At 63.9% G+C, this 20,675-nt stretch carries 18 protein-coding genes; 6 read left to right on the top strand and 12 right to left on the bottom strand.

Annotated elements, in window-relative coordinates:
- The first annotated feature begins 40 nt into the window (after positions 1–40).
- Complete coding sequence (gene ilvD / locus K3752_RS17085; protein WP_170436372.1) at positions 41–1,873, top strand: dihydroxy-acid dehydratase; 1,833 nt, start codon at positions 41–43, stop codon at positions 1,871–1,873.
- 199 nt (positions 1,874–2,072) lie between these two features.
- Here the strand turns inward: ilvD and K3752_RS17080 are convergent, their stop codons facing one another.
- Positions 2,073–2,891, bottom strand: coding sequence for a sulfotransferase family protein (locus tag K3752_RS17080; protein ID WP_170359822.1), 819 nt, complete (start codon positions 2,889–2,891; stop codon positions 2,073–2,075).
- Between the two features lie 143 nt (positions 2,892–3,034).
- Between K3752_RS17080 and K3752_RS17075 the strand changes: the two genes are divergently transcribed.
- Positions 3,035–4,612 carry a beta-1,6-N-acetylglucosaminyltransferase gene (locus K3752_RS17075; protein WP_260063895.1) on the top strand — a complete coding sequence of 526 codons (1,578 nt, stop codon included), beginning with the start codon at positions 3,035–3,037 and terminating at the stop codon, positions 4,610–4,612.
- 44 nt (positions 4,613–4,656) lie between these two features.
- Here K3752_RS17075 and K3752_RS17070 read toward each other — a convergent pair whose 3' ends face one another.
- Positions 4,657–6,156, bottom strand: a complete 1,500-nt coding sequence (locus K3752_RS17070; RefSeq protein ID WP_409233622.1) for an aldehyde dehydrogenase family protein — start codon at positions 6,154–6,156, stop codon at positions 4,657–4,659.
- Between the two features lie 17 nt (positions 6,157–6,173).
- Entirely contained in the window at positions 6,174–7,280 is a 1,107-nt protein-coding gene (locus K3752_RS17065) for a saccharopine dehydrogenase family protein (protein ID WP_260063893.1), read from the bottom strand.
- 245 nt (positions 7,281–7,525) lie between these two features.
- Between K3752_RS17065 and K3752_RS17060 the strand changes: the two genes are divergently transcribed.
- On the top strand, positions 7,526–8,524 hold the full coding sequence (locus K3752_RS17060) for a LacI family DNA-binding transcriptional regulator (protein WP_260063892.1): 999 nt from the start codon (positions 7,526–7,528) through the stop codon (positions 8,522–8,524).
- Here the strand turns inward: K3752_RS17060 and K3752_RS17055 are convergent, their stop codons facing one another.
- Together K3752_RS17055 and K3752_RS17050 are read right to left on the bottom strand one after the other, a co-directional pair.
- Positions 8,525–9,658, bottom strand: a complete 1,134-nt coding sequence (locus K3752_RS17055) for a Gfo/Idh/MocA family protein (protein WP_170589220.1) — start codon at positions 9,656–9,658, stop codon at positions 8,525–8,527.
- Between the two features lie 43 nt (positions 9,659–9,701).
- Entirely contained in the window at positions 9,702–10,805 is a 1,104-nt protein-coding gene (locus K3752_RS17050) for a Gfo/Idh/MocA family protein (protein ID WP_260063890.1), read from the bottom strand.
- Positions 10,806–10,901: 96 nt separating this feature from the next.
- On the opposite strand from K3752_RS17050, the gene K3752_RS17045 reads away from it, so the two are divergent.
- Genes K3752_RS17045 through K3752_RS17035 form a run of 3 tightly spaced genes read left to right on the top strand, consistent with a single transcriptional unit; the run spans position 10,902 to position 13,588 of the window.
- Positions 10,902–11,906: a PfkB family carbohydrate kinase gene (locus tag K3752_RS17045; protein ID WP_260063889.1), complete on the top strand. Its 1,005-nt coding sequence runs from the start codon at positions 10,902–10,904 to the stop codon at positions 11,904–11,906.
- 9 nt (positions 11,907–11,915) lie between these two features.
- Positions 11,916–12,752 carry a 5-deoxy-glucuronate isomerase gene (locus tag K3752_RS17040; RefSeq protein WP_260063888.1) on the top strand — a complete coding sequence of 279 codons (837 nt, stop codon included), beginning with the start codon at positions 11,916–11,918 and terminating at the stop codon, positions 12,750–12,752.
- Positions 12,749–13,588: a class II fructose-bisphosphate aldolase gene (locus K3752_RS17035; RefSeq protein WP_260063887.1), complete on the top strand. Its 840-nt coding sequence runs from the start codon at positions 12,749–12,751 to the stop codon at positions 13,586–13,588. Before K3752_RS17040 ends, K3752_RS17035 begins: the two co-directional genes overlap by 4 nt.
- A gap of 42 nt (positions 13,589–13,630) precedes the next feature.
- On the opposite strand, the gene K3752_RS17030 is transcribed toward K3752_RS17035, so the two are convergent.
- The 7 genes from K3752_RS17030 to K3752_RS17000 form a co-directional block, all read right to left on the bottom strand.
- Positions 13,631–14,047 (bottom strand): VOC family protein, encoded by a 417-nt coding sequence (locus K3752_RS17030; protein ID WP_260063886.1) that lies wholly within the window; start codon positions 14,045–14,047, stop codon positions 13,631–13,633.
- Between the two features lie 90 nt (positions 14,048–14,137).
- Complete coding sequence (locus tag K3752_RS17025) at positions 14,138–14,896, bottom strand: SDR family NAD(P)-dependent oxidoreductase (protein ID WP_260063885.1); 759 nt, start codon at positions 14,894–14,896, stop codon at positions 14,138–14,140.
- Positions 14,893–15,699, bottom strand: coding sequence for a 5-deoxy-glucuronate isomerase (gene iolB / locus K3752_RS17020; protein WP_260063884.1), 807 nt, complete (start codon positions 15,697–15,699; stop codon positions 14,893–14,895). The genes K3752_RS17025 and iolB overlap by 4 nt, the downstream gene beginning before the upstream one ends.
- A gap of 43 nt (positions 15,700–15,742) precedes the next feature.
- A complete protein-coding gene (locus tag K3752_RS17015; RefSeq protein ID WP_260063883.1) occupies positions 15,743–16,924 on the bottom strand; it encodes a phytanoyl-CoA dioxygenase family protein in 1,182 nt (393 codons plus the stop codon).
- 42 nt (positions 16,925–16,966) lie between these two features.
- On the bottom strand, positions 16,967–17,866 hold the full coding sequence (gene iolE / locus K3752_RS17010) for a myo-inosose-2 dehydratase (RefSeq protein ID WP_260063882.1): 900 nt from the start codon (positions 17,864–17,866) through the stop codon (positions 16,967–16,969).
- A complete protein-coding gene (iolD, locus tag K3752_RS17005) occupies positions 17,863–19,695 on the bottom strand; it encodes a 3D-(3,5/4)-trihydroxycyclohexane-1,2-dione acylhydrolase (decyclizing) (protein ID WP_260063881.1) in 1,833 nt (610 codons plus the stop codon). The genes iolE and iolD overlap by 4 nt, the downstream gene beginning before the upstream one ends.
- 158 nt (positions 19,696–19,853) lie before the next feature.
- Positions 19,854–20,675, bottom strand: coding sequence for an ATP-binding cassette domain-containing protein (locus K3752_RS17000; protein ID WP_093963708.1), 822 nt, complete (start codon positions 20,673–20,675; stop codon positions 19,854–19,856).

Below are 20,675 nucleotides of genomic sequence, written 5' to 3'. Positions count from 1 at the left end.
CAACACTAGTTTTGCAACCGGGCAAAAGGGAAACAGCATCATGCCAATGTACCGATCCAGAACTTCGACCCATGGCCGCAACATGGCCGGTGCCCGCGGCCTGTGGCGCGCCACCGGGATGGGCGACGACGATTTCGGCAAGCCGATCATCGCCATCGTCAACTCGTTCACGCAATTCGTGCCGGGGCACGTCCACCTCAAGGATCTGGGTCAGATGGTCGCCCGCGAGGTCGAGGCCGCAGGCGGCGTGGCCAAAGAGTTCAATACCATCGCCGTCGATGACGGCATCGCCATGGGCCATGACGGGATGCTGTATTCGCTGCCCTCACGCGAGATCATCGCCGACAGCGTCGAATACATGGTCAACGCACATTGCGCCGATGCGATGGTCTGCATCTCGAACTGCGACAAGATCACCCCGGGCATGCTGATGGCGGCGATGCGCCTGAACATCCCGGCCATCTTCGTCTCGGGCGGGCCGATGGAGGCCGGCAAGATCGACATCGCCGACCTGGACGTGAAGAAGATCGACCTGGTCGATGCCATGGTCGCCGCTGCAGACGACAAATACACCGACGAGCAGGTCAAACATATCGAGGAAAACGCCTGCCCCACCTGCGGATCGTGCTCGGGCATGTTCACCGCGAACTCGATGAACTGCCTGGCCGAGGCGCTGGGTCTGGCGCTGCCGGGCAATGGCTCGACCCTGGCCACCCATGCCGACCGCAAGGAGCTGTTCCTGGAGGCCGGCCGCCGCATCGTCGAAATCACCAAGCGCCACTATGAGCTGAACGAGAAGGGCTTCCTCCCGCGCGAGATCGCGACCTTCGAGGCCTTCGAAAACGCCATGAGCCTGGACATCGCCATGGGCGGCTCGACCAACACGGTGCTGCACCTGCTGGCCATCGCGCATGAGGGCGGGGTGGATTTCACCATGTCCGACATGGATCGGCTGAGCCGCAAGGTGCCCTGCCTGTGCAAGGTCGCGCCCAACACCGAAAACGTCCACATGGAGGACGTGCATCGCGCGGGTGGCATCTTCTCGATCCTGGGTGAGCTGAGCCGCGCCGGCCTGCTGCATGACGACTGCTGCACGGTGCATTCGGCCAGCATGGCCGAGGCCATCGCCAACTGGGACATCACGGTGACCAACAACCCCAAAGCGCAAGAGCTGTTCAAGGCCGCCCCCGGTGGCGTGCGCACGACCCAGGCGTTCAGCCAGTCGAACCGCTACAAGGAACTGGACACCGACCGGGCAAACGGCGTGATCCGGTCCAAGGACCATGCGTTCAGCCAGGATGGCGGTCTGGCCGTTCTGTTCGGCAACATCGCGCGCGACGGGTGCATCGTGAAGACCGCAGGTGTGGATGAGAACATCCTGAAATTCACCGGCACCGCCTATGTCTGCGAAAGTCAGGACCAGGCGGTGAACGACATCCTGACTGGCAAGGTCAAGGAAGGCGACGTGGTCGTGATCCGGTATGAAGGCCCACGCGGCGGGCCTGGTATGCAAGAGATGCTGTACCCGACCTCGTACCTGAAATCCAAAGGTCTGGGCAAAGCCTGCGCGCTGCTGACCGACGGTCGCTTCTCGGGCGGCACTTCGGGTCTGTCGATCGGGCACGTCTCGCCCGAGGCGGCCGAAGGCGGTGAGATCGGTCTGGTGCAGAACGGGGACACGATCGAAATCGACATCCCAAACCGCTCGATCCACCTGGCCGTGTCCGACGAAGAGCTGGCAGCCCGCCGGGAAGTCCAGGACGAAAAAGGCTGGGTTCCCGCTGCACCGCGCAAGCGCAAGGTGTCCACAGCACTGAAGGCCTATGCCAAGCTGGCCACCAGCGCTGCAAAAGGCGCGGTGCGTCAGGTCTGAACGCTGACGGCCCGCGCCATGCGGGCCGGTCCGTTGCCTGAAACCGAAGTGCTCCCGCGCCTGACAGGACCCATCGGCTGCGCCGCTGCCTCCTTCAGTCTTGGGCCGGGCGCCGCGCTGTGCGCGGCGCCCGGCCCAACCAGAGGAGATGTCTCGCCAGAGATCTCGACGATGGGCGGGAGCGCCCCTGCCTGTGGGATCAATCACCCAGCTTGGCGTGAATCTCATCCAGGTCGATTTCACCTGTCGGCATCTTGTTGGCCGGGTTCTCGAAATCGTATTTGAACAGTTCGAAATCCTGTTTGTAGATCTCATAGACCAGGTGCATCGACAGGTCGTCGAAATAGTCCTCGACCGGGTGCGCACGTTTGGGGCCGTGGCCCTCGGATTCGTTGAAGCGCGGAATTTCGGACAGGGTCACGGGATGCGGGGTTTCCAGCGCGTCCAGCACGCCTTGCATCCCGTCGTTGAATTTCTCGGTCCAGAAAACCCGGTCATAGCGTCCCCCATTCACGATGAAGGTCGACACATGCCCCGACATGGCCGACCAGTGAATGTCCGGGTCCATTGGCCGCCGCCAACGGATCGTGTCGCGGGCAAACAGAAGAAACCGGCGGAAACTGGCAATCTGGTCGAATTCGCCCTTGCCGTCCTCGCCCCCGACCTCGATCCCGTAATTGTAGATCAGCGTCGGCACCAGATTGCCCCGGTACCGTTTCCCGTTGCGCTGAATGCCGCAGATCTTGTCGAAGAACGAACTGAGGATCCGCGTGTAGGGGTTGCGCACACAGGTGAAGGCGAACGACTTGTGCCCGCGCACATTGGCCGAGATCACATCCTGGCTGTGGTCAAACGCCCATTTGTGCATCCCGTCTTTGGCGTCGTGGATATCGCCGTCAAAGAACCGACCGTGATCGGAGTAATACATGATCTGCCCGATGGTCGAGCAGGCGCATTTGGGCACGACGCGATAGACCATGCTTTCGCTTTCGGTCATCCATGTACCGGGAAATCCCATCTGCCATGCCTCCTTAGCCGGCCGAGTCTCAAGGCGATGCGCCAGCTTTTGACGCCAGAGAAGCAAAAATATTCTGTTTATTCAATCGCTCATCCTCAGTATCACGGTTGGAACCGGGCAGTAACGGACTTCATGCAACGCCAATGGCCAAGATCGCCTACATTCTGCTGTGTCACAAAGACCCTGACGCGATTATCGCACAGGCCGAACGGCTGACGGCCGCAGGGGACTGCATGGCCATCCATTTCGACGCCAGCGCATCCGCAGGAGACTTTGACCGGATCCAGACGGCCCTGAAAAGCAATCCCAATGTGACCTTCGCGGCCAGGCGGATCAAATGTGGCTGGGGGGAATGGTCGCTGGTGCAGGCAACACTGAACGCGGTGCAAGCTGCGGTCGAGGCCTTCCCGCGAGCGACCCATTTCTACATGCTGTCGGGCGACTGCATGGCGATAAAGACCGCGGAATATGCGCATCGGTTTCTGGATGAAACCGACAAGGATTTCATCGAAAGCCACGACTTTTTCGAAAGCGACTGGATCAAGACCGGCATGAAGGAAGACCGGCTGATCTATCGCCACTATTTCAACGAACGCACGCAGAGCAAACTGTTCTATGCCGCCTACGAGGCCCAGAAACGTCTCGGCCTGACCCGCGAGATCCCGGAGGATCTCCAGATCATGATCGGCAGCCAGTGGTGGTGCCTTCGCCGCCGGACAATCGAGATGATCCTGGATTTCCTGCGCCAGCGCCGGGACGTGGTCCGTTTTTTCTCGACCACCTGGATTCCGGACGAGACGTTCTTTCAGACCCTCGTGCGCCACCTGATCCCGAAAATCGAAATCGAAAACCGTACGCTGACTTTCCTGATGTTCTCGGACTACGGGATACCGGTGACGTTCTACAACGATCACTACGACCTGCTGCTGACCCAAGATTACCTGTTCGCCCGCAAGATCAGCCCCGAGGCGCAGTTGCTGAAGCAGAAATTGGGTGCGCTCTATGCCAGCGAAGGGGTCGAATTCCAGATATCGAACGAGGGTCGGAATCTACACGGATTTCTGACCGGCCGTGGCCGCGTGGGACGCCGGTATGCGCCCCGCTTCTGGGAGACGGCCAACACGCTGGGCGCCGATCGCGATCTGTACATGGTCGTCTGCAAGAAGTGGCATGTGGCCAAGCGGCTGATCGACCAGATCGCCTCTGAGACCAACCTGCCCTGCATCGAATACCTGTTCAACGAAGAAGCCGCCCCCCTGCCCGATCTGGGGGGCTTGGAGGCCACGCTGGTCAAACGATCCCGGCATCGCAGGGCGGTCACCCGGATGCTGTACGATCACTTCGGCGCCGACCGGCTGCTGATCTGCCTCGATCCCGCCAGTCTGGATATCGTACAGGATTTCTGCTCGGACAAGGCGCGCACCCATGTGCTTGAAATCGAGTGCACTTATTCAGACGCGTATCTTGTCGGCCACGCCCACAGGGTCGGGTTGGCCGGAGAAAACAGCCCAGCCGCAACCGTCGAACGCCTGTTACCGACGATCCGCAGCGATCTGGCCTATGAATCCGAACAGCTGCGCGGTGCGGGGATCGAGAGGTTCTTCCGATTGCGCGAAACCGCTGACCCGGCCGAGAACGTGGCCGCGATCGCGGGGTTCCTTGGGGTTTCGGAGGAAACCGCCCAGTCAATCATGCAGCTTGACTACCTGTTCACGGACTGAACGCAAGTGTTGGCCCGGCCGCACTATGCCGCCGGGCCGGGTTTTCAGATGTCGAACTTCACGCCCTGCGCCAATGGCAATTCGGCCGAGTAGTTCACGGTGTTCGTCTGGCGCCGCATATAGCCCTTCCAGGCGTCCGAACCGCTTTCGCGTCCGCCACCGGTTTCCTTCTCACCGCCGAACGCGCCACCGATCTCGGCGCCCGAGGGGCCGATATTCACGTTGGCGATGCCGCAATCGGACCCGGCGGGCGACAGGAACTGTTCCGCCTCGCGCATGTTCAGCGTGAACACGCAAGACGACAGGCCCTGCGGCACGTCGTTCTGCATCTCAAGCGCCTCGTCGAAACCGTCATAGCCCATGACATAGAGGATCGGCGCAAAGGTTTCGGTCTTTACGATCTCGGTCTGGCCCGGCATTTCGACGATCGCGGGCTGCATGTAGACACCGCCCTCGGGCACGCCGTCCATCACGCGCTTGCCGCCAAAGACGGTGCCGCCCTCGGCCTCTGCCGCCTTCAGTGCGGCCTCCATCGCCTGACCCGAGGCCACATCCACCAGCGGCCCGACCAGCGTGCCGTCAGCCAGCGGGTCACCGATGGGCAGACCGGCATAGGCCTTTTTCAGCCGTGCAACCAGATCGGCACGGATCGAGTTGTGCACGATCAGCCGCCGAAGCGAGGTGCAGCGCTGACCCGCGGTGCCCACGGCCGAGAACACGATGGCCCGCACCGCCATTTCCAGATCGGCCGAGGGGCCCACGATCATGGCGTTGTTGCCGCCCAGTTCCAGGATGCACTTGCCGAACCGCTGCGCCACGATCGGCGCGACCGCGCGGCCCATTCGGGTCGAGCCGGTAGCCGAAATGATCGGCACCGCCTCGCTGGCCACAAGCGTCTTGCCCAGATCGGCACCGCCGATCAGCAGTTGCAGCAGCCCGTCGGGCGCATCGCCGAACCGGGCCACGGCCTTTTCAAAGATCTTCTGACAGGCCATCGCGGTCAGGGGCGTTTTCTCGGACGGTTTCCAGATCACCGGGTCGCCGCAGACCAGCGCCAGCGCCGCGTTCCACGACCAGACCGCGACCGGGAAGTTGAAGGCCGAGATCACGCCGACCGGACCGGCCGGGTGCCAGGTCTCCATCATCCGGTGGCCGGGGCGTTCCGAGGCGATGGTCAGGCCATACAGCTGGCGCGACAGGCCCACGGCAAAATCGCAGATGTCGATCATCTCCTGCACTTCGCCCAGACCTTCCGAGGTGATCTTGCCGGCCTCCCAGCTGACCAGCGCGCCCAGGTCTTCCTTGGCAGCGCGCAATTCCTCGCCCAGCAGGCGGATCAGCTCGCCCCGGCGCGGGGCGGGCACGGTGCGCCAAGCCTTGAAGGCCGCCGTGGCGCGGGCCAAGACCGCATCCATGTCGGCAACGGGTGTTTCATGCACCCGCGCCAGGAAGCGGCCGTCGATGGGCGAGCGGACCTCCAGCGTCCCGCTGGTCAGCTCGGCCGCCGTCAGGCCCAGTTTTTCGAGTGTGTGTTCTGCAGTCATGACTACGTCTTTCATGTTCAGGCCGCCTTGTTCTGGGGGGTCACTTCGCCAGCGCGGTACAGCTGGCCGAATTCGGTGTTCAGGAAGTCATCCAGCCCGACCTGCTCTTGCCGGACAAAGCCTTGGGTGGGCAGCGCGCCGGTGCGCATCAGGTCGACCACGCCCAGAACGCCGGCGGCGGTGGTGATCTGGATCGCGCTCCAGACCTGGCCGTCGATGGTGCGGGCAAAGGATTTGTTGATCAGGGATTTCTCGCGCAGGGCCCCGTCGATCATGCCCTTGGCCGTGCAATAGACCAGAACCACATCCTGATCGGTGCGCGGCAGCGCGGTTTCAAAGATGTCCTTCAACAGGTCGCGGCGCTGGCCCAGGCCCAGATCGGTCAACAGCAGCCTCAGGATGTCGCGATGGCCGGGATAGCGGATCGAGCGATAGGACACCGCCCGCGCCTTGCCGGCCAGCGTCTCGGGCAAGGTGCCGAGGCCGCCCGAAGTGTTGAAGCATTCGTATTCCACACCGTCATGGCCGATGATCTCGTAATCCTCGAGCGGCGCGGTCTTGACCCGTTCGCCATTCACGATGGCATCGCAGGGGTTGCAGTATTCGTTGATCAGTCCGTCAGTGGACCAGGTCAGATTGTATTTCAGCGCATTGGTCGGATAGAGCGGCAGCGCGCCCACCCGCATGTGCAGGCTGTCCAGCGTGTCGAAGTCGGCCGCCAGTGCGGCTCCCGCTATGCCGACGAAACCCGGGGCCAATCCGCATTGCGGCATGAAGGCGGTGCCGCTGTCGCGGGCCAGTTCGCGCACGGCGTTGGTCGCGGCGACATCCTCGGTCAGGTCGAAATAATGCGCACCCGCGGCCTTGGCCGCCTTGGCGATGGCAGGCGTCAGGAAAAACGGTGCGGCCGAGATCACCGCATCGAACCCCGCAAGCCCCTGTGCCAGCCCGGCTTCGTCGCCCGCGTCGATCTGGCGGGTGGTGATGCCCTGCCTGTTCAACGCCGACAAGGCCGTCAGGTCATGGTCGGCCACGGTTACGGTATAATTGTGCGATTTCTTCAACAGGGCGGCGATCATCTGTCCGATCTTTCCGGCCCCGACGACGCAGATGTTCCAACTCATTGCGCGCCTCCTCCTCTGCTCTGGTTCCAGTATGACCGCGCCGCCGTCCGGGCACAGCAATCGAGTTGACGAAACGGGCGGCTTTTCCGCCATAATGACGAAAATTGAATCATAATGTCGGATCACGGCCGCAGCGTCTTGGAACCTGACGTCAGGGGTGGAAATGCCTTGCAACCGATTGCACCATTTTTGCAATGATGCGACATTCAACAGACCCGATCGACCGAACAAAGGAGACCAGGCAGGTGGGCGTTACGCTGAAGGAAGTTGCGGCCTTGGCCGGGGTGTCGCGGTCGGCGGTGTCGCGCACCTTCACGCCGGGCGCCTCGGTCTCGGCCAAGACCCGCGCCAAGGTGGAAAAGGCCGCCAAGGAACTGGGCTACAGCCCCAACGCGCTGGCCTCGTCGCTGACGACGGGGCGGACCAAGCTGATCGGGCTGATCTCGAACAACTTCCACAACCCCATCTTTCTTGAGGTTTTCGACCAGTTCACCCGCGCGCTGCAGGAACGCGGGCTGCGCCCCCTGATCGTGAACCTGACCGACGAGACCGAGCCTGCCAATTCCGTGCGCATGCTGCGGCAATATTCGGTGGATGCGGTGATCGTCGCCTCGTCGACCTTGCCGCCCAGCTTTGCCAAGGCGTTCCACGATGCCGGCGTGCCGGTGGTGCACACCTTCGGGCGCTCGGCGACCTCGCCCGAGGTGCATGTGGTGGGCATCGACAATGTGGAATGCGGACGCATGGCCGCGCGCGAGCTGGTCGCGCGAGGCTATGCCAGCGTCGGCTATCTGGGCGGGCCGATCGATGCGACCTCGGCGCGGGATCGGCAACGGGGCTTTACCGAGGAAATGGCAAACCACCCGCAGATTCCGGTCAGCCACTCCTTCGCCGGGGCCTACTCCTTCGAGGCAGGCCGGGCCGAGATGCTGCGCCTGCTGGCGGGTGACCCGGCGCAGGCCTATTTCTGCGGCGACGACATCCTGTCGATCGGTGCGCTGTCGGCGCTGGCCGACCACGGGCTGAAACCGGGTTCCGACATCGGGATCATCGGCCTGAACGACATGGAGATGTCGCGCTGGGAATACATCAACCTGACGACCATCCATCAGCCGATCAAGCAGATCATCACCGCCTCGGTCGATCTGGTCGAAGAGATGCTGAAGACCCCCGATCGTTACCCCGAGGCGCGGATCTTCCCCTGCCGGGTGATCGAGCGGGGCACGTTGCGGCCCCGCCCCTGATCAGCGAAACATCGGCGGGCGCGCGTCCTGCCAGGCGCCCTCGGCCCGGGCCGAGGCCACGGCCGCGTGCACCGCGGCAATCGAACGGACGCCATCGGCGGCATCGGGCAGACCATCACGGGCCTCGCCCCGGATCGCGTCGGCCAGATCGCAATAGATATTGGCCACGGCCAGCGGAAAGCCCTCGGGATGGGCAATCGCCACCCGCGACAGGCGCATCGCGTCTTCATGCAGGCCGCCCTCGCCCTTTTCGATGATCTGGGTTCGTCCACCGACCGGGGTGTAGATCAGCTGGTTGGGGTGTTCGGACGCCCAGCGCAGCCCGCCGGTCTCGCCGAACACCTGGATGTCGAACCCGTGCTGCCGCCCGATCGCCACGGACGAGGTCCACAACCGGCCCACGGTGCCGCCCTCCATGCGGAAATTGACCATCGCGTCGTCTTCCAGCTGGCGGCTGGGAATGGTCGAGGCCATGTCGGCCGACAGCGTCGCGACCTCGTCATCGCAGATGAAGCTGGCCATGTGCAGCGCGTGGATGCCGCAATCGGCGAATTGCCCCGACACGCCCGCCATGGCCGGATCATAACGCCAGCGCACGCGCGGATTGTCCGCGTCAGTGGCATCCCCATGGTGGCCGTGACTGAAATTGGTGACGACCAGACGCACCTTGCCGATCTCTCCTGCGCGGACCATGGCGCGGGCCTGCCGCACCATCGGATAGGCCGAATAGCAGTAGTTGACCGCACAGATCTTACCCGACTCCCGGGCCACGCGCACGATCTCTTCGCCCTCTTCCACGGTCATGGTCATCGGCTTTTCGCACAGCACGTTGAACCCGGCCTCAAGATAGGCCTTGGCGATCTCGAAATGGGTGGCGTTCGGGGTGGCGATGGTTACAAGGTCGATCCGGTCGGGCCGGTCCTTTTCGCCGGCCAGCATTTCCTGCCAGTCGCCATAGGCGCGGTCGGCGGGCACACCCAGCCGCTGCGCATAGGCGCGCCCCGCCTCGGGGCGGTGATCCAGCGCGCCGGCGGCGAATTCGAACAGGCCGTCTGCCTGTGCGCCCAGACGGTGGGCGGGTCCGATCTGGCTGCCTTCTCCGCCCCCGATCATGCCCCATTTCAACTTTGCCATGGTCTTGGTCTCTCTGCGAACGATGTTGGAAAACGTGCCGGGCCTAGAACGCGCCGACGTCCTGCCAGCCGCGACTGTCGGCCGAGGCCAGCGCCGCCGCCAGCACCCGGTTGACCTCGTGCCCGTCCCGGAAGGTGGGCCAGTTGCTCCGGCCGGAATGAATGGCGGTCAGAAAATCCTTGGCTTCGATGATGATCTGATCCTGATATCCGGTGCCGTGGCCGGGACCCTGGCAAAAGGGCTCATAATCGGGATGCTCCGGACCGGTCAGGATCTTGGTGAAACCGCGCTGGGCCTCGGGGCCTTCGCGGCGATAGAGCCACAGGGCGTTCTGATCCTCCTGGTCAAACCGGATCGCGCCCTTGGTGCCCGAAATCTCGTAGGCATAACCCATCTTGCGGCCGGTCGCGATACGGCTGAAATATAGGTTCCCCATGACGCCGTTTTCAAACCGACACATCATCTGGGCGTGGTCGTCATTGGTCACTGCACCGCCCGGGCGGGTGTGGTGAACGGTTTCCACATCGGCCATGACCTGCGCGATCGGCCCCACCAGAGCCAGCGCGCCATTGACCATGTGCGGCGCCAGATCGCCGATGGTGCCGTTGGCCATGCCGGTCGTGCGCCAGGTCGCCGGGGCCTCGGGGTCGGCATAGAAATCCTCGGTATGTTCACCGCGGAACCATGTGATGTCGCCAATCGCGCCGTCGGCGATCAGCTGGCGGGCAAACTGGCTGGCCGGGGTGCGGATATAGTTGAACCCGACCATGTTGACGGTGCCCGAGGCCTCGGCCGCCGCCACCATGGCACGGCTGTCCTCAAGCGACGCGCCCAGCGGTTTTTCGCACAGCACCGGCTTGCCCAGCGCCAGCGCCACCTCGGCGATCTGCCGGTGCGTGGACTGGGGCGAGGCGATCACGACGGCCTCGACCACCGGATCTTTGACCAAGGCCTGCCAGTCGGCGGTGGCGCGTCGGAAGCCGTAGGCGGTGCGGTAGCGTTCGGCGCTTTCGGGGCTTGAGGCGCAGATCATCTCGAGCCGCGGTCTGAGCGCGGTGTCGAACACGGCGCCCACGGCGGACATGGCCACCGAATGAGCCTTGCCCATATAGCCGCCTCCGACGATTCCAATTCCGATTTCTGGCATTTTGGGCGGCTCCGAACATACTGATTGCAACCGGTTGCAAAATCAGTATCGTGAGAATCGATCCAATGCAAGGTCCATCGGATCGATGGGATCAAAATGCCTGGGAGGAACAGTTTGAGTCACTTGATCGACGGCATCAAAGGAAACCGGTTTGCCGTTTTCGGCCGCGCCGGCATGGACCTGTTCGCCGATCCGGTCGGTGTCAAAAGCGAACATGCCGACATGTTCCGCGCCGATCTGGGCGGCTCGTCCGCAAATATCTGCGCAGGTCTGGTCAAGCTAGGCAGCCAGGCGTCGCTGATCACTTCCGTCTCGGATGACGCGGTGGGGCGTTTTTGCCTCAACAAGTTGCATCACTATGGTGTCGACACCTCTTTCATTCGCGTCGTCGGCGGTGAATACCGCATGTCCTTGGCGGTCTATGAAAGCTGCATCGAGGACTTTCAGAACGTCATCTACCGCAACGGCGCCGTCGATTTCCAGGTCACCGAAGATGACATGGACCAAGTCGACTATGGACGCTTCAGAGCGGCGATCTCGGCCGGAACCGTGTTTGCCGCCGAACCGTCGCGCAGCGCCACGTTCCGCGCCTTCGACAATGCGCGCAAGGCCGGTCTGCCGGTGATCTTCGACATCGACTACCGGCCCTACAGCTGGCCCTCGGCGCAGGTCGCGGCCGACGTGCTGTCGCGCGCGGGCGAGGCCAGCGACATGATCGTCGGCAATGACGAAGAATTCGGCTTCATGGCCGGCGGGATCGAGAAAGGCTTCCATAAAGCCTGCGATCTGGCCGAGAAACCCGGCCGCATCGTCATCTACAAGATGGGCGAAAAGGGCGCCGTCACCCTGACCGACGGGCAAGAGATCCACACGGGCATCTACCCGGTCACCGCCGTCAAACCCAACGGCGCGGGCGACAGCTTCATGGCCGGGCTGCTGGCCTCGATCGCGGCGGGCCATTCGCTGGAACAGGCGGTGTTGCGCGGATCGGCCTGCGCCTCGATCGTCGTGTCCAAACCGGGCTGCGCGCCCGCCATGCCAACCACCGAAGATCTGGACGCTTTCCTAGCGTCCCACCCCGGCCCCACCGCGGCCGGATAGGAGAGCCAAATGCACATCCCCCCGTTCGACAACCAGAACAAACCCATCGTCGATGTCGATGACCCGACCGTGCCGCTGAACTATTTCAACATCGTGAAGTTGAAGCGGGGCGAAGCCTTTGAATACCAGGTCCCGGGGTACGAGACCTGCATCGTGCCCGCCACCGGCAGCGTCGACCTGGATGTCGAGGGCGTGCGCTTTGCGCAACTGGGCAACCGGGGCGAGGATGTCTGGGATGGCGAGCCCGAGGGCGCCTATGTCCCGTCGGGGGCAAGGGCGCAGATGGTCTGCGTGTCGGAGACGGCCGAGGTGTTCGTGGCCGGCGCAAAGTATGACAAGGTGCTGGATCCGTTCGACGTGCGCGAGCACGATCTGGTGCAATATGGCAGCGACGACACCAAGACCCATCGCAAGATCAAGCATATCTTGGGCCAGAAACAGCATGACAAGGTCGGCCGCCTGCTGGTGAGCGAGCTGTTCACCGTGGGTCAGGGCGGCTGGTCAGGCTTTCCCAGCCACAAGCACGACACCAACCGCCTGCCGGACGAGACCCGGCATGACGAGACCTACAATTTCCGCTTCAAGCCCAACTGGGGCTCGGGCCTACAGATGCTGCAGCGCGAGGACAACGAACCGGGCGATGCCTATCACATCGTCGATGGCTCGACGATCTGTATCGACAAGGGCTATCACCCCTGCTGCGTGCTGCCGGGATACGAGATGTATTACTTCACCATCCTCGGCGGGCTGACCCAGCGGTCGCTGGTACAGTATTTCCAACCCACCCATGCCTATCAGATCGAGACGATCCCAGGCATCAAAGACATGATCGCCAAGTTCAAATGACCCTCGTTACGCTCAAAGACGTCCTGCAACCCGCCTATGAACAGGGCTATGCCGTCGGCGGTCTGGTAACGCTGGGCTGGGAGGATATGCGCGCCTATGTCGCCGCGGCCGAGGCCGAGAACGCCCCGGTGATCCTGCAGGCCGGACCCAGCTGCCGCGAGCACACACCGCTGCCGATCCTGGGCAAGATGTTCCGGTATCTGGCCGAAAACGCCTCGGTGCCTGTCGTGGCGCACCTGGACCACGGCTATACCTTTGAGGAGTGCAAGATCGCGCTGGACAGCGGGTTCACCTCGCTGATGTTCGACGGGTCGCGCAAGCCCTTGCAGCAAAATATCGACGAGACCGCCGCGATTGCCGAAATGGCCCACGCCGCCGGGATTTCGTGCGAAGGCGAAATCGGCTTCGTCGGCTATTCCGGGGGCGAAGGCTCGGCCGGGACCGATCCGGACGAGGCAGCCACCTTCGCCGCCCAGACCGGCGTGGACGCGATGGCGATCTCGGTCGGAAACGTCCACCTGCAGCAGAACAAGGAAGGCGGGCTGGATGAGGACCGCATCCACCGGATTCAGGCCGTGACCAACGTGCCGCTGGTGATCCATGGCGGATCGGGTGTGCCGGTCGAACAGCGCGCGCGGCTGGCGCGTGAAACCGCGATCTGCAAGTTCAACATTGGGACCGAGCTGCGCATGGCCTTCGGTGCCGCCCTGCGCGAGGCCGTGAACCGCGACCCCGACCGGTTCGACCGGGTGACGATCCTGAAGGAAACCCATGACCCGGTCGTTGCTGCCGCCCGCACCGTGATCCGCGCCTTTGGTGCGCCGCCGCAGCGATAACCGTCCCGACCTGTGCCATTCTGCAAAATGCGCTGGCGGGTCCTAGTCGTCGCGCCCCGGTTCGTTCGGATTGCTGGAAAACAGGGCGATCTTGTTGCCCTGTGGGTCCCGCAGATAGCCGACATAGAAACGTGGCCCGTACATGGCGCGAAAGCCCGGCTGACCTTCGTCCGATCCGCCGGCCCGCAGCGCGGCGGCGTGAAGGTCTCGTACCTGCTGCTGACTGCGCGCCTCGAAGGCGACCATCGCACCATTCCCGGCCGAGGCCGCGGCCCCGTCAAAAGGCGGTTTGACATAAAATTCCGGCAAAACCGGTTGCTGGCCCGGCGGGACCGGCAGGGCGAAACTCAGCCCTTCGGGACCCTCCTCCAGCGCATAGCCGAGATCCGGCAGAAAGGCGCAGTAAAACCGTTTAGCACGCGCGATGTCGTTCGCGCCGACCGTGACGTAGGAAATCATCCCGCATCTTTCCTTGCCGGGTGTCGATCCGTCAACCGGCCCCAGCGTATCGACGCACGCTCATTCCGGACGGGAACGATCCCATGGCCGTCAGATCGAGCCGCCCTCGACCATGAAATTCCCGGCACTGCACATGGCCGCGTCGTCCGAGGCCAGAAACAACACCATCCGCGCCACATAGACCGGGTCGATCGGGTCGGGCAGGCATTGGCGGTCGATCTGTTTGGCCAGCGCTTCGGGGGTGACCCAAAGGTCTTTCTGGCGCTGGGTCATGATCCAGCCGGGCACGACCGTGTTGACCCGGATCCGGTGATCGCCCAGTTCCCGCGCCATGGTGCGGGTCAGGCCGTGCACAGCGGATTTCGCGGTGGCATAGGCGGGAAAGCCCGCGCCGGCCTCCCACCAGGAATTCGAGCCGATATTGATGATCGACCCCGCGCCCTTGTCGATCATGCCGGGCGCCACGGACTGGATGGCGAAGAACATGTGGCGGAGGTTGGTCGCCATGCGCTCGTCCCAATAGTCCGGCGTCACCTCGCGCCAGTCGTGCCGGTCGTCATGTGCGGCGTTGTTGACCAGAACGTCCGCTGTGCCCAGCGCGCCCGCCAGCTCGTCAAAAGCGGACCGCAGCGCCGCGATGTCGCGCAGGTCGCAGGCGGCAAAGGCTTGGGTTCCGTCCAGTTCTTCCAGCAGCGCGTTTCCGCCCTCGGCGTTGATGTCGACAAAGCCGACCTTGGCCCCCTGCTCGGCAAAGCCGCGCACGATTTCGCGCCCGATGCCCGAGGCCCCGCCGGTCACGAATACGGTGCGCCCTTTCAGGCTGGGATAGATGGCAAAGGCCTTGGTCATTTGTCGCGCTCCATGATCCATTCCACTTCGGGCGCCGGAACGAAACGCCATTTGCGCAGCGGCCCGGCCATGACGTTCAGATAATACATCTCGAACCCGTAGGGCGCCCCGCAAGGGTGGTGCCCGCGCGGCACCAGTACCACATCGCCATCGGACACGGCCATGGTTTCGTCCAACTGACAGTCATCGGTATAGACGCGCTGGATGCCGAACCCGCTGGCCGGGTTCAGGCGGTGGTAATAGGTCTCTTCCAGATAGGTGATGCGGGGATAGTCATCCTCGTCATGCCGGTGACTGGGGTAGGATGACCAATGGCCGTGGGGGGTGAAGACCTCGGTCACCAGCAGGCTGTCGGCGCAATCCTCGGCCTCCATCGCGATGTTGTTGATGTGGCGCGTGTTCGTTCCCTTGCCGCGCTCGGTCAGGGTGATGCCCTCGGGCCCGATCCGGCGCGGGGCATGGCCGCCCTTGCCCGGGGCCGAGCACACGGCGATCACGCAATCGGTTTCGGCTGTTGCCTCCCACTCGGTGCCGTTGGGCAGGTACAGGCAATGCGGCGGGGACTTTTCGAACACGTTCATCCGGTCGCCCAACACGCCCCAATCCTGCCCGGCGCCGGTAATCCGGGCCTTGCCCTCGACCATCACCAGAATGACCTCGCGGTCGCCGGTGACCTCGGCGGCGCGGTCGCCGGCCCGCAGGTGATAAAGGCCAAAGCCCACATAGCGCCAGCCGGCGCTGGCCGGTGTGATGTCATGCACCTTGCCATGGGTTCCGAACGGTTTTCTCAGCAGTTCTGCCATCGGTTTCACCTGTGTTGGGGCAGCACCGGCCGCCCGGGTTCCGTCATGCCGTCTGCCGCGCCTGCCGCGCGTCCAGTGCCTGCTCCAGCTGCGCCTGCGTCCAGCTTTCCGACACCGCCCGGCGCAGGATATCGGCCTGGCTGGGCGGAGCGTTTCCACCTTCCGGCGGATCGGTATCCAGATTGGTCGGAAAGGGATAGCCTTCGGCCGTGGCCGCGATCGCGGCGCCGATGCGGGCATCATCCAGATCGCCGCGCTGGCTCAACGCCATCAGTGCCGGGAATACGGCCAGACACATCGCCTTGCGGTCCACCGCCTCCATCGCCCGCCCGAAGGCCGACGACACCTGCAGCAGGTTGGCCATCCGGTGGATGTCGGCGCTGCTGTTTTCGCCGGCTGCATGGAACAGCGCCGGGTTGAAGAACACCGCATCGCCCTTGGCCAGCGGCAGCTGGATGCAGGCCCGTTCGAAATGCGCCCGATGCGCGTCGTCGTGAAAGGCGACATAGCCAGGGCCATACAGCTGCGAGAAGGGCAACAGCTTGGTCGGGCCGCTTTCAATGGGCATGTCGCAATGGGCAACCGCGCCCTGCAGAGTCAGCGCGGCGGTGGCCATATGGGCGTGCGCCGGGAACTGGGCCGCCTTGTCGGCGGTCTGGAACCCCAGGTGATAATCGCGATGCGCCTGCTGCGCCTTGCCGCCCGGCCGCACCTGGTTGATCTGCGCGGTCATCTGGTAATCGGGGCCCACCCAGGCCTCGCAGGCGGCGGCAATCGCCGTGTTGCCGAAATAGAGCGCAAAGCCCTCAGGGTCGCGCAGGCATTGCTTTTGCAGCGCGTTCCACACCCTGTCATTCGCGCCCGAGGCCGCAAAGTGATCGCCCTCGCCGCCCCCGGCCTGACGCTCATCTTCGATGATCCGGCGAAACACCTCGGTCGCCCGGTCGATGACCGCGGTATCCGCATAGGCGCCTTTCAACGCGATCACCCCGGCAGATCGGCCCAGAACCCAGCCCCATTCAGCCAGCAGGGCGCGCCGGGTGTTGGGGGTTTCCAAGGCGGGCCGCAGCGCGTGCATGTCATAGACCGGCACGTTCTTCTCCACAGCGGCCGCGTGGCGCACCTGCTCGGGCCGCAGGCTCTGCGAGGTCAGCACCTTGAATTCGTCCAGATCACAGGACTCGGGGCCGAAATAGCCGGCGAAACCAGGTTGCTGACGGACCATGAAACGCTCCTTTCCCATGGCGGCGCCCCGGGGGGCGAAAGATCAGGCCGTGATCGTCAATCCGGCCTGACCGCAGACCTCGACGATGTGGTCATAGCCCATCTTCGAGTATTCATAGGGCGGGGCCTTGGCCGGGTCCTGCTCGGCCTCGACCACGATCCAGCCTTCGTAATCCATGGCTTTCAACGCATGGGAGACCTCCTGAAAGTCGATGCAGCCATCGCCGGGCACCGTGAAGGCCCCTGCGATCACCGCGTCCAGGAAACTGCGCCGGTTGCCGCGCGTGTCGCGCACGATGCCGGGGCGGATGTCCTTGAAATGCACATGATGCGCCCGGTCACCCCAGCGGTTCAGCGTGGCCAGCACATCACCGCCGCCGAACAGCAGATGCCCGGTGTCAAAGCACAGCTTCACCTCGGGGCCCGACCCCTCCATCAACCAGTTCACGTCATCTTCGCTTTCGATGATCGTACCCATGTGATGGTGATAGGCCATCGGCATGCCCTGATCGGCCATCCACTTGGCCAGTTCGGTGATCTTGGCGCCATAGGCCTTGATCTCGTCTTTCGACAGCTGCGGACGGTCATTGACCGGGGTGCCGATCTGGCCCTGAACCGTGTTCGAGCATTCAGCATAGACGATGCAGGGGCTGTTCAGGGCCACGAACTGCTCGACCTGCGCGCGCACCGCGTCGCGTTCGGCGGCGAAATCATTGACCAGCGAATTGCCGGAACACCAGCCGCCGCACAGGGCAAGGTCATTTTCTTCCAGATAGGCGCGCAGCCCCTCGGTATCGGCGGGCATACGTTGCCCGCGCTCGACCCCGGTATAGCCGATCTGACGCGCCTCTTTCAGGGCCTGTTCCATGGTGAACCCAGCCGTCAGGTCGGGCAGGTCGTCATTTTGCCACGCAATCGGAGAGATGCCGATCTTCACGCTCATTTGGTGTTTCTTTCCTTGATGGCAGCCTCGTAGGCCGCACGTTGTTCATTCACTGCCGGGCGGACACTGACCTCGGGCACCGCCACTTCCCACCACGTGCCGCCATATTCGGTCGAGGGGTACGGGTCGGTGTCGATGACGATCACATAGGGGCCTTTGACTTCGCCGCGTTTGGCCAGCGCCTCTTCCAGCTCGGCGATCGAGCCGACCTTGACCGAGGTCGCCCCCATCGCCGCCGCATGGGCCGCAAAGTCGATGGCCGAGGGCGTCTCGTGCACCGCATGGTCCAGCAGGTTGTTGAACTCGGCCCCGCCGGTGCCCATCTGCAGCCGGTTGATGCAGCCAAAGCCCCGGTTGTCGGTGATCACCACGGTGAAGGACACCCCCATCATCGCCGCCGTCGCCATTTCCGAGTTGGCCATCATGTAGGTGCCGTCCCCGGTGAAACAGATCACGTCGCGGTCGGGCTGGGCCATCTTGATACCCATGGCGCCCGCGATCTCGTAGCCCATGCAGCTGAAGCCGTATTCCATGTGATAGGCCCCCGGACGCGGCGCCTTCCACAGCTTGTGCAGCTCGCCCGGCATGGTGCCGGCGGCGCACATCACCACCGTGTCGCCATGCGCCGCGCGCTGCACCGCACCCACCACCTGCATGTCGGTGGGCAGCGCGTTGGCGTCACCCGGCGCATCGGTCAGCGCGTCGACCTTGGCAAACCACTCGGCCTTGAGCGTGTCGGGAACCGGATCGGCGCGATAGCCCTGCAGGGCCGCGCCCAATTCCTCGATCCCGACCCGCGCGTCGGCCAGCAGCGGCATCGCGCCGTGTTTCGCGGCGTCATAGGCGGCGGTGTTCAGGCAGACCATCTTGCGCGCTGGGTTGGAAAACAGCCCCCAGGACCCGGTTGTGAAATCCTGAAACCGCGTGCCGATACCCAGGATCAGATCCGCCTCGGCGCACACGGTGTTGGCGGGTTCGCCCCCGGTCACGCCGACCGGGCCCAGGTTCAGCGGGTGATCCCAGGCCAGGGCCGATTTGCCGGCCTGCGTCTCGGCAACAGGAATGTTGTGGGTCTCGGCAAAGGCCTGCAGCGCGTCGGTCGCGCCGGAATAATGGACACCGCCGCCGGCCACGATGATCGGGCGTTTGGCCGACCGGATGGCCTCGGCCGCGCGGGCCAGCTCACCTTCGTCGGGGCGGATGCGGCGCTGGTGCCAGATGCGCGGCTCGAAGAAGCTGAGCGGATAGTCATAGGCCTCAGCCTGCACGTCTTGGCAAAAACCCAGGGTCACCGGCCCGCAATCGGCCGGGTCGGTCATGGTGCGGAAGGCGCGCGGCAGGGCAGTCAGCAGATGTTCGGGCCGGGTGATCCGGTCGAAATAGCGGCTGACCGGGCGGAAACAGTCATTGGCGCTAACGGTGCCGTCGGTGAAATCCTCGGTCTGTTGCAGCACCGGGTCGGGGCCGCGGGTGGCGAAAACGTCCCCCGGCAACAGCAGCACCGGCAGGCGGTTCACATGCGCCAGCGCGGCGGCGGTGACCATGTTGGTCGCCCCCGGCCCGATCGACGAGGTGACCGCCATGGCGCGGCTGCGCCGCATCTGCTTGGTATAGGCGATCGCGCAATGGGCCATGGTCTGTTCATTGTGACCGCGATAGGTGGGCAGGCTGTCGCGCACACCGTGCAGCGCCTCGCCCAGACCGGCCACGTTGCCATGGCCGAAAATCGCCCAGACACCGGCGATGAAGGGCTCGCCGTTCTCGTTCATCTGCGCGCCAAGGTAGCGCACCAAGGCCTGCGCCGCGGTCAGTCGGATTGTCTTGCTCATCATGATCCCTTTCAGAACGAGGCCGCTATGGGCAATCCGTTGCAATCATTCTGTCGTTAAAGGATCCGACACGCCCACCACCCAGGCCGGGTGGCCCGGCCTGCCGGACCCTGGTGATATTGGTGCCCCGCACGATACGGGACACCGGGGAGAAACCTTCAGACGGTACCGCCCAGCGACCCTTCCAGCTCGGCCATCTCCTGCCCGCCGGCCATCATGTCCTGCAGCTCTTCGGGCGAGATCTCGCCGCGCCGGGCGGTGCCCAGCGTCTTGCCGCGGTTCAGAACCGTGAACCGGTCGCCCACGGCCAACGCGTGCCGGACATTGTGGCTGATGAAGACCACGCCGATGCCCTGGTGGCGCACCTTGTCGATGGTGGCCAGCACGTTCGATGTCTGCCGCACGCCCAACGCCGAGGTCGGTTCGTCCAGGATCAGGATCTTGGCGCCGAAATAGACCGCACGGGCAATCGCCACGGTCTGACGCTCGCCCCCCGACAGGGTGCCTACCGCCTGATCGGGGCCACGCAGGTTGATGCCCATCTTGCGCATCTCTTCCATGCAGACCTCGTTGGCGTGCTCGATGTCGAACCGTTTCAACAGGCCTTTCCCCTTGGTCGGCTCGCGCCCCATGAAGAAATTGCGCGTGACGCTCATCAGCGGGATCATCGCCAGGTCCTGGAACACGGTGGCGATGCCCGCCTCCATCGCGTCGCGGGGCGTGTCGAAGGACATCGGCTGGCCTTCGAAATAGATCTCGCCCTTGGTGGGTTTGTGCACCCCGGACATCGTCTTGATGAAGGTCGATTTGCCCGCCCCGTTGTCACCCAGCAGGCAGTGGCATTCACCCGGCTTGACGTCGAAGCTGACGCCCGCCAACGCGATGATGTTGCCGAAATGCTTTTCGATCTCTTTCATTTCGACGACCGGGGCCACGTCCTTGACCGCATCGCCGTGGTGGAACTTGGTGTCTTCGGTCAT

The organism is Ruegeria sp. B32 (assembly GCF_025141855.1).
In the GTDB taxonomy this organism is placed as follows: domain Bacteria; phylum Pseudomonadota; class Alphaproteobacteria; order Rhodobacterales; family Rhodobacteraceae; genus Ruegeria; species Ruegeria arenilitoris.
The sequence above is the reverse complement of the archived record's forward strand: the minus strand, read 5'-3'. Positions and strand labels throughout refer to the sequence as shown.